General features: G+C 64.2%; 16 protein-coding genes. 6 read left to right on the forward strand and 10 right to left on the reverse strand.

All coding sequences use genetic code 11. From position 1 onward, the window contains the following. Positions 1–15: 15 nt before the first annotated feature. The 4 genes from C0V82_RS08340 to C0V82_RS08355 form a co-directional block, all read right to left on the reverse strand. A complete protein-coding gene (locus C0V82_RS08340; protein WP_102111939.1) occupies positions 16–363 on the reverse strand; it encodes a type II toxin-antitoxin system PemK/MazF family toxin in 348 nt (115 codons plus the stop codon). Then, positions 350–565 (reverse strand): AbrB/MazE/SpoVT family DNA-binding domain-containing protein, encoded by a 216-nt coding sequence (locus C0V82_RS08345; protein ID WP_102111940.1) that lies wholly within the window; start codon positions 563–565, stop codon positions 350–352. The genes C0V82_RS08340 and C0V82_RS08345 overlap by 14 nt, the downstream gene beginning before the upstream one ends. Positions 566–646: 81 nt before the next feature. Next, positions 647–946: a coiled-coil domain-containing protein gene (locus C0V82_RS08350; protein WP_102111941.1), complete on the reverse strand. Its 300-nt coding sequence runs from the start codon at positions 944–946 to the stop codon at positions 647–649. A gap of 64 nt (positions 947–1,010) precedes the next feature. Further along, a complete protein-coding gene (locus C0V82_RS08355) occupies positions 1,011–2,651 on the reverse strand; it encodes a Clp protease/crotonase-like domain-containing protein (protein ID WP_245924042.1) in 1,641 nt (546 codons plus the stop codon). A 210-nt stretch (positions 2,652–2,861) separates the two neighbouring features. Between C0V82_RS08355 and C0V82_RS08360 the strand changes: the two genes are divergently transcribed. The 4 genes from C0V82_RS08360 (at position 2,862) to C0V82_RS08375 (ending at position 6,125) form a co-directional block, all read left to right on the forward strand. Beyond that, entirely contained in the window at positions 2,862–3,425 is a 564-nt protein-coding gene (locus tag C0V82_RS08360; protein ID WP_102111942.1) for a hypothetical protein, read from the forward strand. Positions 3,426–3,772: 347 nt separating this feature from the next. Continuing rightward, a complete protein-coding gene (locus C0V82_RS08365; protein WP_102111943.1) occupies positions 3,773–4,123 on the forward strand; it encodes a PepSY domain-containing protein in 351 nt (116 codons plus the stop codon). Beyond that, positions 4,123–4,782 (forward strand): response regulator transcription factor, encoded by a 660-nt coding sequence (locus C0V82_RS08370; protein WP_102111944.1) that lies wholly within the window; start codon positions 4,123–4,125, stop codon positions 4,780–4,782. The genes C0V82_RS08365 and C0V82_RS08370 overlap by 1 nt, the downstream gene beginning before the upstream one ends. Next, positions 4,782–6,125, forward strand: a complete 1,344-nt coding sequence (locus tag C0V82_RS08375; RefSeq protein ID WP_102111945.1) for a sensor histidine kinase — start codon at positions 4,782–4,784, stop codon at positions 6,123–6,125. The genes C0V82_RS08370 and C0V82_RS08375 overlap by 1 nt, the downstream gene beginning before the upstream one ends. A gap of 4 nt (positions 6,126–6,129) precedes the next feature. Here the strand turns inward: C0V82_RS08375 and yihA are convergent, their stop codons facing one another. The 6 genes from yihA to C0V82_RS08405 all read right to left on the reverse strand — a co-directional run bounded on the left by yihA (position 6,130) and on the right by C0V82_RS08405 (position 10,706). Beyond that, positions 6,130–6,810, reverse strand: a complete 681-nt coding sequence (yihA, locus tag C0V82_RS08380; RefSeq protein WP_102111946.1) for a ribosome biogenesis GTP-binding protein YihA/YsxC — start codon at positions 6,808–6,810, stop codon at positions 6,130–6,132. A gap of 168 nt (positions 6,811–6,978) precedes the next feature. Next, on the reverse strand, positions 6,979–8,706 hold the full coding sequence (gene yidC / locus C0V82_RS08385; protein WP_102111947.1) for a membrane protein insertase YidC: 1,728 nt from the start codon (positions 8,704–8,706) through the stop codon (positions 6,979–6,981). A gap of 83 nt (positions 8,707–8,789) precedes the next feature. Further along, entirely contained in the window at positions 8,790–9,059 is a 270-nt protein-coding gene (gene yidD / locus C0V82_RS08390; protein WP_102111948.1) for a membrane protein insertion efficiency factor YidD, read from the reverse strand. Beyond that, a complete protein-coding gene (gene rnpA / locus C0V82_RS08395; RefSeq protein WP_102111949.1) occupies positions 9,056–9,484 on the reverse strand; it encodes a ribonuclease P protein component in 429 nt (142 codons plus the stop codon). Before rnpA ends, yidD begins: the two co-directional genes overlap by 4 nt. A 10-nt stretch (positions 9,485–9,494) precedes the next feature. Continuing rightward, entirely contained in the window at positions 9,495–9,629 is a 135-nt protein-coding gene (rpmH, locus tag C0V82_RS08400; RefSeq protein WP_029013881.1) for a 50S ribosomal protein L34, read from the reverse strand. Between the two features lie 111 nt (positions 9,630–9,740). Then, entirely contained in the window at positions 9,741–10,706 is a 966-nt protein-coding gene (locus C0V82_RS08405; RefSeq protein WP_102111950.1) for a pseudouridine-5'-phosphate glycosidase, read from the reverse strand. Positions 10,707–10,897: 191 nt separating this feature from the next. Here C0V82_RS08405 and C0V82_RS08410 point away from each other — a divergent pair, with 191 nt between their 5' ends. Together C0V82_RS08410 and C0V82_RS08415 are read left to right on the forward strand one after the other, a co-directional pair. Beyond that, a complete protein-coding gene (locus C0V82_RS08410; protein WP_102111951.1) occupies positions 10,898–11,863 on the forward strand; it encodes an NAD(P)H-dependent flavin oxidoreductase in 966 nt (321 codons plus the stop codon). A gap of 85 nt (positions 11,864–11,948) precedes the next feature. Beyond that, entirely contained in the window at positions 11,949–12,614 is a 666-nt protein-coding gene (locus C0V82_RS08415) for a sensor histidine kinase (protein ID WP_102111952.1), read from the forward strand. The last annotated feature ends 3 nt before the right edge of the window (positions 12,615–12,617 follow it).

The following is a 12,617-nucleotide window of genomic DNA, read 5'->3' on the forward strand; positions in this document are numbered from 1 at the left end:
GGACGGGGGCATTGATCAGTTGGTGGCGTGGGCCAACACACCGAGCAGAAGACGCCGCACCGTTTCGCGATCTGCCTCCGGCAAACGTCCAATAGCCTCTGCTTCCTTGGCCTCGATCGTCGCAATCTTTGCGGTTCTCACGACAGAGGGGGCCGGCAAACCTGAAACGACAATATCCGAAATCGGGACATCACTGGGCCAGCCCCGATTATCGGCGCTGGTGATCATCACCACCCACAATAAGCCGTGATCCTGCTGAATATCACCAGCCGCCACGACAAGCGCTGGACGCCGCTGCCGCACGGGCCGGTCAGTATAAGGGAACGGGACCTTGATAATCGTCCAAGGCTCAAAGGTCGGCATAGGCCCGTTGATCCGCCTCTGACGACCATTCAGTAAAGGTCCCGAACGGGTCCTCCACACGCACCACCGATACCCGTGTCATGACTACACGCCCATCCTCAATCGCATAGGCGATTTCATCGCCCTCCTTCAGATGAAGGGCCGCCCGCACCGACTGCGGAATGGTTGTCTGCGCCTTACTGGTCAGCTTGCTGGTGATCATGACAATGACCGAAAGGAAATTCCTTACTTGAGTCTACGCTCATCGCCATCCCGGTTCAAGGGGAAGGAGCAGACCAGCCCATCACAGCAACTTGACCAACGCTGCCGTGGCCGCGACCTGACCGATCAGGACCGGCAGAAGCCATTTGAACAGATCGGCCTTGAAATTCTGGATATCGGCGCGCAGCTCGGACTTGGTTTCAGCCAGCTCAGACCTGAGTTCCGCCAACTCCGACCGCAGGAATGCCTTGGTCACCACATCATCACGATCTATCTCCCGCGCATCGCGAACGATGTCGGTAACCACTTCGGCCTGTGTGTCGGTGAAGCCGGCTTCCTTGAGCCGTTTCACCACGCGATGCGTATCCATGACCATCTGCATAGGATGCCACCTAACCTGCACACTGGCAATGTAGCGCAGCTTGGCGCTGCTTCCAAGTGCAGGATCACCCACCGGTCGGCACCGACGCCACCTTCCGCAACCGGCACAGCATCATCGGTTCATCCAGGTTGGATTTCACCAGCCCGCAATCGCTCATATCAGCGGCCAGCCCGTAATGGGGAAGGATATGGTCCGCCGTCCAAACCTCCCAATGCGCGACCAGCCAGAAGATGTCGCCTTGATGCGCGTCGATACGGCCATGCATGGCGCGGTTCAGCAGGATATCGCCATGGTCGGGATGGATGAAATAGCTATGGATGCGCAGGAACGGCACATTCCTGGGAAAGCCATAGGCCAGGAAGCTGGTGGGCGCGTAGCCGGTCTGGATGATGATGGTGTTGTCCGGGTTGGGCAGGTCGGGGATCGACACTTCCACGAACTTGTCCGCGAAGGGCACCCGCGCCCAGGTGCCGGGCCGGGCCGTGACGGTGACCAGCGCCAGCAGGGCCAGGATCACCACGCCCTTGGCCCGGCGCGGCAGGGGCCACAGCGCGATGGCCGCCACCATCACCAGCGGCGCCATCATCTCCAGCGGGATCAGGTAGCGATAGATGGCAAACAGCTTCAGCCACGCCAGATAGGTCAAGGCCCCCGCCACAAGCAGGTACAGTGCGGGCCGGAACGGCACCATCACATCCTGTTGGGCGGCATCGCGCTTGCCCACAAACCGCCCGGCCAGCGTCAGGAACGGGGTCAGCATCAAGACCACCACCATCACCGGCACGCGCAGGTCGGTGAAGATGATCTCCCCCACCTTTTTGGGGTCCATCAGCCACGTATAGGGGAAGATCAGGTTGTTCCACAGGCCGTGCGGCAGGAACTTGTCATCCCGATACGCCTCCGGCACGCCCCAGGGCGACTTAAAGAAATCGTTGAAATAGGGGAACAGCGGGTTCTGATAGGTGGACCAGAGGTGCCACATCCAATGACCGGAAAACAGCGCCATGCCAGCAATAACGCCGATGCCGAAGAAAAACGACAGGAACATCCGCCGCCAGAACCCACCGGCCACCGCCAGAAAGGCAAAACACAGACCCACGGCATAGGGCAGCGTCGGCTGTTTCAGCCCCACCGCTGATCCCACCAGCAGACCGGCGATGAAGACGATAGGGAACGCCACCTTGGGCGCCCCACCCCAGATATCATCGGCCCGCGCCATGACCAGCCAGGCACTGCCCAGCACGAACAGGCTGATGACATTGTCATAGAAGGTGGTGCCCAGCAGACCCATCTGCCCGGCCCCCGCAAAGCAGACCAGGGCCAGCGCCACCGACGCCAGCGCCCGCGCGCGGCCCGTCAGCACTGGCAGCAGCAGCCACGCGATACCCGTCAGCGGGACAAGGTTCAGCCCCTGCACCCAGGACAGAATGAAGGACACCGCACGGGCCGGCAGAACCTGCGCCAGCCAATAGACGGGGATGTCCAGCGTGGGGTTGTAGAAGGTCGCCACCTGCGCCGGGGCCACATCCTGCACCAGCTCCCTTCCCTCCAGGAAGGCCATGGCATTGTACCAATGGTAATTGCGCAAGTCCCAGTTCCCGTCCTGGCCCAGGGTCAGCGAATAGAACGCCACCAGAAGGGGCAGCAGGATCAGCAGCGCCACAAGAATGGCGCGCGGCTGTAAGGGGCGGTGGCTAAGGGACATTTGGGGGGGGGGCCGGGAGATGGTTAAGCTGTTCCGGTGATAAGCCTGCATCCGGGCGCAATCAAGGCGGACGCGCGCCGTCTTCTTCCTGAACGCTTTCTGAACGGCACTTTCAGGGGCCGTTCAGGTTCGCCCCCCTATTGTCGCGTCTGACACCGGCCTGGTTTGAGGTCGGTTGCTTGGCAGACAATGATGACAGGAGTGTTCAAAATGGCCCGTACCGTTACCGCCGCCAGCCCGTTCGAAGGTGGTTACCGCTTCACGCTGACCAGCGGCACCATCACCGGTGTGCAGGAGATGGAGAAAGGCCGCTGGCAGAATGAGAAGATTGACCGGAATGAAAGCTGGTCGATCACGGCTGATGGCGTGGTGAAGACCGAAACCGGCCGCGACGGCACCGAGGTCACGCTCTATACCGATGCCAATGGCGACGGCGTGTTTTTCGAGGCCTACAGCGTGAATCGCCCCGTCACCAGCGGGGTGGACGATCTTTACCGCTTCACCTTCGACAGCGCCGGAACGGTTACTTCCATTCAGGAATGGGACGATGGCCGCTGGGAAACCGAACGCCCCGACCGGAACGAGACCTGGCAGCTGCGCGACGGTCTGGTCGTGAAGACCGAGATCGAAAAGGGCCGCACCGAATGGACCGTCTATGCAGACAACAACAATGACGGCACCTGGGTCGAACTGGCCGAGGGCCATGGCACCCTGGACCTTGTCGGCGTGAAGGCGCTGTTGTCCGGCCTGACCGCCGAAGGGCTGGTCTACTAAGGTGACGGACGTAGGTCAGGTTGGGGCGACAAGCCCCGCCCTGACAGAAAAGGCCTTCAATCCATATCTTTCAGGGCTCGCCTTGCGGCTCGACCTGACCTACGCCCCCCGTAACTGCTGCTTTCACCTACCCGGTCTGCTACGCTGTGCCCTATCAACCCCAGACCTGCGCCCACCCCAATTCGGAGCTGACAGCCTTCGGACTCCGATACTGTTCTCCATGAAACGGCCCCTTATTTTCTGTTTCATTCCGTTGCACGAAACATCCACTCAATCCGTGTTTCACAGCGTTGCGTAGACCCGTATCATCACCCCACCCCGCCCCCCGCCGGAGCCCACCCCATCCCATGCGCCCCTTGCTGCTGCTGCCCCTCTGCCTGTTCCTGGCCCTGGCCGGCGCGCCGCATGTCTGGGCCGATGATGACGATGATGATGACCGCGCCGACCATGACCGCGCCCGCGCGGCGCTGGAACGCGGGGAAATCATGTCGCTGCGCACCATCATGGAAAAGGCAGAGGCCGATTATCCAGGCCGCCTGCTGGAGGTGGAACTGGAAACCAAGCATGGGCGCTTCGTCTATGACATTGAGATCCTGGCCGCCGACGGGCGGCTGGTTGAGCTTCTGTACGACGCCGCCGATGGCAAGCTGTTGAAGGCCAAGGCCGCGGGCAAGGACCTGTTGAAGGAGAAGAAGTGATGCGCATCCTGGTGGCAGAGGATGACGCCAACCTGCGGCGGCAGCTGATCCAGGCTTTGAACGAGGCCGGCTATGTCGCCGACCCTGCCCCCGACGGGGTAGAGGCCGCCTTCATGGGCGAGACGGAACCCTATGACGCCATCATCCTGGATTTAGGCTTGCCGGGTCGCGACGGCCTGTCGGTTCTGCGTGGCTGGCGGGCGGCAGGGCGGGTCATGCCGGTCCTGATCCTCACCGCGCGCGGCACCTGGCAGGAAAAGGTGGAGGGCATGGATGCCGGTGCCGATGATTACCTCGCCAAGCCCTTCCGGATGGAGGAATTGCTGGCAAGGCTGCGCGCCCTAATCCGCCGCGCCGGCGGCCAGGCATCACCCGCCCTCACCTGCGGCCCCGTCAGCCTGGATACGCGCACAGGCCGCGTCACCGTTTCGGGCAACCCCGTCAATCTGACGGCCCATGAACAGCGGGTCCTGTCCTACATGATGCATCACCAGGGCCGCATCCTGTCCCGCACGGAATTGACCGAACATATCTATGCACAGGATTTCGACCGCGACAGCAACACGATCGAGGTATTCATCGGTCGGCTGCGGCGAAAGCTGGGGGCACCTGTGATCCATACTGAGCGCGGCCAGGGCTACCGCATGGAAGCCGTCTGATGCGGCGCGGGTCGCTGGGGCTTCGCCTGCTGGCACTGGCCTTTGTCTGGGTGACCCTGGCGCTGGCCGTTGCTGGCTGGCTGCTGACCGACATTTTCCGCAATCACGCAGAAGCGGAACTGGCCCGCCACGCCGAACTGCATCTGGATGAGTTGACGGTGGCCCTGCGTCCTGGTGACAGCGGGCGGGTGGAGGCATCGCGCGACCTGTCCGACCCGCGCTTCCAGCGGCCATTGTCGGGCCTTTACTGGCAGGTAACCGATGATCAGGGCGTGGCCGTACGCTCCCGCTCCCTGTGGGATCAGCAACTGCGTCCCGATGGCACCGTACCCGACGATGGCGCCCTGCACCGCCGCACCGCCACGGGACCGGACGGAGAGGCGCTGCTGGTCTGGTCGCGCCGGGTGCGACTGCCCGACAAGGAAAGCCCGGTGGAAGTGTCAGTGGCCGCCACCACCGCCGACCTGACCGCCGCCACGCGCCGTTTTGCCGAGGTGCTGGCCCTGTCGCTGGGCATTCTGGCCCTGGGCCTGCTGGGGGCGGCGCTGGTGCAGGTGCGGCTGGGTCTGGTGCCGCTGGACCGGCTGCGTCGGGCGCTGGCCGACCTGCGGGCGGGCCGGTCCACGCGGTTGGTGGGCGCTTTCCCATCGGAAGTACAGCCGCTGGCCGACGACCTGAACCAGCTTCTGGCCGACAATGCAGAAATGGTGGAGCGCGCGCGGACCCAGGCGGGCAATCTGGCCCACGCCTTGAAGACCCCGTTGACCATCATAGCCAACAGCGCCGCCACCCTGTCCGATCCGACCGAATCGGCCCTGATCCAGGCCGAAGCGGAGCGCATGCGCCGGCAGATCGACCGCCACCTGACCCGCGCCCGCGCCGCCGCCATGGCCAAGGGCGCCGGCCTGCGCACGCCCGTTATCCCGACCCTGCGCCCGCTGGCCCGTACCATCGCGCGCCTGCATCCCGACCGGGATATCGAGGTGGCGGTGACCGGTGATGAAAGTCTGTCGTTCCGGGGAGAGGCGCAGGATCTGGCCGAAATGGCCGGCAACCTGCTGGATAATGCCGCCAAATGGTGCCGGGGCCGTGTCACCCTGTCCGTCACGGCGAACGGGGCGGAAAAGCTGCGGTTGATTATTGAGGATGATGGGCCGGGCATCCCAGCGGCCGAACGTGCCGCCGTCCTGGCACGCGGCGTGCGGCTGGACGAGGCGGTACCCGGCAGCGGCCTGGGTCTGGCCATCGTCGATGATCTGGCCCGGCTTTATGGCGGTGATTTGACCCTGGATCAGGCTGATGGCGGCGGCCTGCGGGTCGTACTGTCCCTGCCGCGCGGATAAGGGATCAGCCCGCCACCACGGGTTCCGCCATGCGGGTTAGGAAGCCGCGCAGCTCGGGGATGCCCAGGCCGGTTTCCGCCGAGGTGGCCAGCACCTCCGGATGGGCAGCACCGTGCGTCTTCAGGGCCACCGCCACCTGTGCGCGGATCTTGTCAATCGCGCCGGGCTTCAGCGTGTCGGCCTTGGTCAGCACGATCTGATAGCCGACCGCCGTCTGGTCCATCATCTTCATCATGTCGACATCATGCGGCTTCAACCCGTGGCGGGCATCGACCAGAACCAGGGCGCGCTTCAGGGTCACACGGCCGCGCAGATAGGACTTGATGAAGTCGACCCAGGCGGCGGACCGTTCCTTCGACACCTGGGCATAGCCATAGCCGGGCATGTCCACCATGACCAGCCGGTTGCCCAGATTGAAGAAGTTCAACTGCTGCGTCCGGCCCGGCGTCTGGCTGGTACGGGCTAGCGTCTTGCGCCCCGTCAGGGCATTGACCAGGGAGGATTTGCCCACATTCGACCGGCCCGCAAAGCAAATCTCCGGCAGCACCGCCTCCGGCAAAGTGGTCGCCGCCTCGGCACCCCAGAAGAAGTCACACTCCTTGGCGAACAGCAGACGCCCGGCCTCAATCTCCATCTCGGTCAGATCACCGATCAGGGACGGGGTAATGGTCAGCGGCTTGGCCATGGCGGAAACTCCTTCTCTCAAACACACACCCCCGGCACAATGGCCGGGGGCACACTCAGTCAAAACGTTTCAGGTCATTCTCCCAGGCCGGCGACCGCCGGCCCGCGGGCACATGCCCGCGTAAGCCCGAGGCGGCGGATGCCGCCGCCCGGCGCCTGAGGGAACGTATTACGTCGGCTTCACACCCATGCGGCGCATGATGAACCACTGCTGGGCAATGGACAGCAGGTTGGACCAGGTCCAGTAGATCACCAGACCGGCGGGGAAGGCTGCCATCATATAGGTGAAGATGAAGGGCAGCAGCATGAAGACCTTCTGCTGCACCGGGTCCGGATTGGACGGGTTCATCTTCTGCTGCAACCACATGGTCACGCCCATCAGCAGCGGCCAGATGCCGATATGCAGGAAGCTGGGCGGGTCCCACGGGATCAGGCCGAACAGGTTGAACAGCGTCGTCGGATCGGGGGCGGACAGGTCATGGATCCAGCCATAGAAGGGCGCATGGCGCATTTCGATGGTGACATACAGAACCTTGTACAGCGCGAAGAACACAGGAATCTGAAGCAGGATGGGCAGGCAGCCGGCCAGCGGATTGGCCTTCTCCTCCTTGTACAGCTTCATCATCTCCATGGAGAGGGCTTCGCGGTTATCGCCATGCTTCTTCTTCAGCTCCTCCATCTTGGGCTGAAGCTTCTTCATCTTCGCAAACGCTTCATACTGCTTGTTCGCGATGGGGAAGAAGGCAAGACGCAAGAAGACGGTGAAGACCAGGATGGCGATGCCGAAATTGCCGATGGTCACGCCCAGCCAGTCCAGGCCGTGGAAGAACGGCTTGGTCAGGAAATAGAACCAGCCCCAGTCAACGGCATAGTCCAGGCTGTCGATGCCCAGCTTGTCATTATACTCGTTCAGCAGGCCCACGATCTTGGCGCCCGCGAACAGACGGTGCGTCGTCTCGGCGGCGGCACCGGCAGCGACTGTCACAGCCGGGGCCTTGTAGTCGATCTGATAGATGTCGGTGGCGGCCTTCTGGTGCAGGACGCGCATGTCGGTGGTCTGCGCCTGATCGGGGATCAGACCCACCAGCCAGTATTTGTCGGTAATGCCGATCCAGCCGCCCGTGGAGGACAGGTTGATGGTCTTCCCGTCTTCTTTCAGGTCGCCGTACTTGTATTCCTTCAGGGTGCCGTCGACGATGGCCAGCGGCCCTTCATGCAGGACGTAGGTGCCTTCAACCTTCGGCGTGCCCCGGCGCTGCACGAACCCATAGGGGTTCAGGGCCACGGGCGCCCCGGTTTCGTTGCGCACGCGCTGCGTCACCGTGAACATATAGTTGGCGTCGATGGCAAAGGTCCGTTCGAACACGAGACCGGCGCCATTGTCCCAGGACAGGGTGACCGGGCTGTCCGGGGTCAGCGTGTTGGCGCTGGCGGTCCAGACCGTATCGGCCTTGGGCAGGGCCACGCCGTCGCCGGCATTGGCGGCGACCCAGCCGAATTCGGCGTAATAGGGATGCTCGGTCCCGACCGGGGCCAGCAGCACCACTTCCGGGCTGTTCTTGTCCGGGGTGGTCTTGTACTTGGCCAGCGTCAGATCATCCACGCGACCGCCGCGCAGGTTGATCGACCCGTGCAGGCTGGGGGTGGAGATGGCGACGCGGCCCGTCTCGGCCAGAACCGCGGCGCGGTCGCGCACAGCGGGCACGGCTGCGTCAGCGCCAATGCCTGGCGTCGCGCCCGGCACGGTCGACGGGGCCTGTTCAGCCACCAGCGCCTGCTGGCGCTGCGCCTCGGCCTGTGCCGCCAACTGACGCGGACGCTCATAGAAGTAATGGAACCCGAACAAGATCGCGATGGAGATCACGATGGTCAGGACAAGGTTCTTCTGATCCGTCATGGGTGCTTGGTCCAGGTTCCGAATTCAATGGCCGGTTACATACCGGGATCGTGCCCGGTTGGTCACATGAAAACGGCGGGCGATCAATGCCCGCCGCAACATTTCTCGTTCCGGGCGTGGCCCGGATGCCGGGGCGGCACCGGGTCATACCCTTCACCACCCCAGGGATGACAGCGCGCCAAGCGCCGCAGGGTCAGCCAACCGCCCCGCAATGCCCCATGTGCTGCCAGAGCTTCCAGCGCATAATGTGAGCATGAGGGGTGAAATCTGCAACGGGGCGGCCCCATCATCGGCCGAATGACCCAGCGGTAGAAATGCACAAAAGCCCGGAGCAGCCAGGCCGCCGGGCTCATGCGTTTTCATCCTTCGCCAGGACCGATTCGGCCTGTGCCGCTTCCCGCTTGCCCTTCCACACCCTTAGCTTCTTCAAAGCCTGGGTCAGGTCGGCCTTCAGGTCGGCATAGGGCCGGCGCACCGTTTCCGCCCGCGCCACCAGCACGAAATCGTGCCCGGGGGTGGCATTGGGGGCCAGCACCTCAGCCAGCGCCGCGCGCAGACGACGACGGGCGCGGTTGCGTTCAACCGCACCCCCCACCTTCTTGCTGGCCGTCAGACCGATCCGCACCGGCGGTTCGCCGGGGTTGGGGTGCTGCCGCTCATCATGGGCGCGGGCCTGAAGAACCAGACCCGGCGTGGCCCATTTGCGACGGGCGCCCGCGACGGCCAGGAATTCCGGCCGTCTGGTCAGGCGCCCCACCTTGGATTTGGGAGGCGCCATGCCGGTAACCTTAGGCGCTCAGCTTCTTGCGGCCCTGGGCGCGGCGCTTATTGATGATGTTGCGGCCGGCAACGGTGGCCATGCGGGCGCGGAAACCATGACGGCGGGCGCGCACGATCTTGGACGGCTGAAAAGGACGCTTCACGGTACTTACTCCGGTCTTGGAACTGCTGACGTCTAAAACGAAGCGCGTTCTATAGTGGTGAAGGGGTAAGGAGTCAACGGGGGACAGGGGTTGCGGCTGCAACCCTGCTCTTCAATAGCCCGGCGGACGCTTGGCGGTGACCACCTTCTTGGGCAGGGCGAATTCTGACTTCTGCGCGGCATAGGCCACCGCAATGCGGGCACCTATCTGGGCATTGTTCAGCAGCAGGGCGCGGTTGGCGGCCAGGCTGGCCCCACCCGTCAGCTCTTCCATGCGCTTCAGCAGGAAGGGTGTCAGCGCCTTGCCGCGCACGCCCTGCGCCTCGGCCTCGCCCACGGCCTGGGCGATGGCGGCTTCCACCGCTTCGGCATCAAGTGCTGCATCGTCGGGGATCGGCACGCCGATGACGACACCGCCGCCCAGACCAAGCTGCCATTTGGCACGCAGGACACGGGCCGCCTCATCTGCCGAATCACAGCGGCCATCGACAGGCAACGGCAGGGAGGCAGTGTAGAAGGCGGGGAAACGGTCGGTGCCGAAACCGATGACCGGCACGCCCTTGGTTTCCAGATATTCCAGCGTGCGCGGCAGATCCAGGATAGCCTTGGCCCCGGCACAAACCACGGCGACGTCGGTCGCGGCCAGTTCCTCCAGATCGGCGGAGATGTCCAGGGTGGTCTCCACCCCGCGATGCACGCCGCCAATGCCGCCCGTGGCGAAGACGGCGATACCGGCCAGCGCCGCGCCTATCATGGTGGCAGCCACGGTCGTGGCGCCATCCGCCCCCTGGGCCAAGGCGACGGGCAGATCACGGCGGCTGACCTTGCGCACGCCCGGCTGGGCCAAGCGTTCAATATCGTCGGCATCCAGACCGACGCGGATGCGGCCATCCAGAACCGCGATGGTGGCAGGCACCGCCCCTTCGGCGCGGATGGCGGCTTCCAGGGCCTTGGCCGTCTCCACATTGGCGGGATAGGGCAAACCATGGCTGATCACGGTCGATTCCAGCGCCACAACGGCCTTGCCGGCCTTTAACGCCGCCGACACTTCGGGATGGATGGAAAGGAAGTCCTGCATGGCACCGGCCCTTGGATTTCAAGTCGCGGCGGAGAATGCAACGCCACCGGTGTGGCGCGCAACGCCGCCCACCGGTGGGGCCGCCATGCGCCCATGACCGGGGTTCTGGCGACCTGCGAACGAGCGTGCTAAAACCACTCCATCAATCAAGCAATCGCGCCTCAAGCGCCGCCGGAGAGGAATGACCGAAGATGCCCATGCCCAGCCAGTTCCAGGGAAAGCTGTCGCTGCCCGTCATCGCATCGCCCATGTTCATTGTCTCCTATCCCGAACTGGTGCTGGCCGAATGCAAGGCTGGCATTGTTGGCACCTTCCCCAGCCTGAATGCGCGCCAGCCGGAATTGCTGGATGAATGGCTGACCAGGATCACGGGCGAACTGGCCGCCTATGCTGCTGACAACCCGAACAAGCCGGTGGCCCCGTTCGGCGTGAACCTGATCGTCCATCGCTCCAACACCCGCCTACAGGGGGATGTGGAGCTGATGGTGAAGCATAAGGTGCCGCTGATCATCACCTCGGTCGGCGCACCGGTGGGCATTGTGGAGGCGGTGCATTCCTATGGCGGGCTGGTCTTCCACGATGTCACCAATATCCGCCACGCCAAAAAGGCGGCGGACGCCGGTGTGGATGGGTTGATCCTGGTGGCCGCCGGGGCCGGCGGCCATGCCGGCACCATGTCGCCCTTTGCCCTGCTGTCGGAGGTCCGGGAATTCTTCAAGGGTACCATCGTGCTGGCCGGGGCCATGTCGTCGGGCGCGCAGGTGCGGGCCGCAGAGGTGCTGGGGGCCGACTTTGCCTATATCGGCACCCGCTTCATCGCCACCGCAGAGGGCAATGCGCCCGACGCCTATAAGCAGATGATCATCGACCATACGGGTGCCGACATTGTTTACACCCCGATGTTCAGTGGCATTCCCGGCAATTACCTGGCGCCCAGTGTCGCCGCCAACGGCATCGACGTCACGGCCATTTCCGGCGGTCAGGCCGATCCCAACCTGTCCATCGAGGATTGGTCGAAGAAGAAGGCCTGGAAGGATATCTGGTCCGCCGGCCAGGGCATCGGCACTATCCATGATGCGCCGCCCGTCGCCGAGCTGGTGGCCCGCATGAAGGAAGAGTACCGGGCCGCCGCCGCCACGCCCGCCGTCTTCGTGTGACCCTTTGCGGGGTGGGCTGGTGAATGCTGGACGCTGGAGCGAAAGCCGGCCACAGTCGGGCCGGTTCTCAAGATAGCGGCAGAGCATGACCAGCCCCACCCCGATCGATCCGATCCGTCTTCTCGCCTCCGTCGGCCATGACCTGCGGCAGCCGTTCCAGGCCATGCGCCTGTTCCTCAACCTGCTGCAGATGAAGCTGGTCGATCCCAAACAGGCGGAACTGGCCAACCGCTTGGAAGAAGCGCTGGAGACCGGGGCGGCGCAGATGGATCAGGTACTGACCCTGGCATCGCTCGCCAGCGGCAGCGCCCGGCTACGCCGGGAACAGGTGCCACTAGGACCAGTTTTAGACCGTGTCACGGGTGAACTGGCGGAACGGGCAGCCCAGGCCGGGCGGCCCATACGCCTGGTCCAATCCAGTCTGGTGGTAGAAACCGATCCCGTCATGCTGGACCGGCTGCTACGCGCCCTGATCGACAATGCCATCAGCCATGGCGCGCCCGGCACCCGCATCCTGGTGGGCGTGCGCCGTGCCGGTGGCCCCACCCTGCTGGTGGCCGACGATGGAGAGGGCATCCCGGCGGATCAGCGCGCACTGGTTCTGGAACCAGGCGGGCAGTTGGAACGGCCGGGACCGGCGCGGCGGGGACTGGGGCTGGGCCTGACGCTCTGCCACCACATCGCCCACCGGCTGGGTCATGAATTCACGCTAGGCGGGGTCAGCGGCCTGACCGCCACCCTGCGTTTTTGAGGT

The sequence above is a fragment of the Niveispirillum cyanobacteriorum genome (assembly GCF_002868735.1).
Classification (GTDB): Bacteria; Pseudomonadota; Alphaproteobacteria; order Azospirillales; family Azospirillaceae; genus Niveispirillum; species Niveispirillum cyanobacteriorum.

Bases quoted from the DNA above. Each gene is read 5' to 3' on its own strand.
- C0V82_RS08370 (WP_102111944.1), top strand. From the start codon at position 4,123: ATGCGCATCCTGGTGGCAGAGGATGACGCCAACCTGCGGCGGCAGCTG.
- yidC (WP_102111947.1), bottom strand. From the start codon at position 8,706: ATGACGGATCAGAAGAACCTTGTCCTGACCATCGTGATCTCCATCGCG.
- C0V82_RS08360 (WP_102111942.1), top strand. From the start codon at position 2,862: ATGGCCCGTACCGTTACCGCCGCCAGCCCGTTCGAAGGTGGTTACCGC.
- C0V82_RS08350 (WP_102111941.1), bottom strand. From the start codon at position 946: ATGCAGATGGTCATGGATACGCATCGCGTGGTGAAACGGCTCAAGGAA.
- C0V82_RS08415 (WP_102111952.1), top strand. From the start codon at position 11,949: ATGACCAGCCCCACCCCGATCGATCCGATCCGTCTTCTCGCCTCCGTC.
- C0V82_RS08345 (WP_102111940.1), bottom strand. From the start codon at position 565: ATGATCACCAGCAAGCTGACCAGTAAGGCGCAGACAACCATTCCGCAG.
- C0V82_RS08365 (WP_102111943.1), top strand. From the start codon at position 3,773: ATGCGCCCCTTGCTGCTGCTGCCCCTCTGCCTGTTCCTGGCCCTGGCC.
- C0V82_RS08410 (WP_102111951.1), top strand. From the start codon at position 10,898: ATGCCCATGCCCAGCCAGTTCCAGGGAAAGCTGTCGCTGCCCGTCATC.
- C0V82_RS08375 (WP_102111945.1), top strand. From the start codon at position 4,782: ATGCGGCGCGGGTCGCTGGGGCTTCGCCTGCTGGCACTGGCCTTTGTC.
- C0V82_RS08355 (WP_245924042.1), bottom strand. From the start codon at position 2,651: ATGTCCCTTAGCCACCGCCCCTTACAGCCGCGCGCCATTCTTGTGGCG.
- rnpA (WP_102111949.1), bottom strand. From the start codon at position 9,484: ATGGCGCCTCCCAAATCCAAGGTGGGGCGCCTGACCAGACGGCCGGAA.
- yihA (WP_102111946.1), bottom strand. From the start codon at position 6,810: ATGGCCAAGCCGCTGACCATTACCCCGTCCCTGATCGGTGATCTGACC.
- C0V82_RS08405 (WP_102111950.1), bottom strand. From the start codon at position 10,706: ATGCAGGACTTCCTTTCCATCCATCCCGAAGTGTCGGCGGCGTTAAAG.
- yidD (WP_102111948.1), bottom strand. From the start codon at position 9,059: ATGAGCCCGGCGGCCTGGCTGCTCCGGGCTTTTGTGCATTTCTACCGC.
- C0V82_RS08340 (WP_102111939.1), bottom strand. From the start codon at position 363: ATGCCGACCTTTGAGCCTTGGACGATTATCAAGGTCCCGTTCCCTTAT.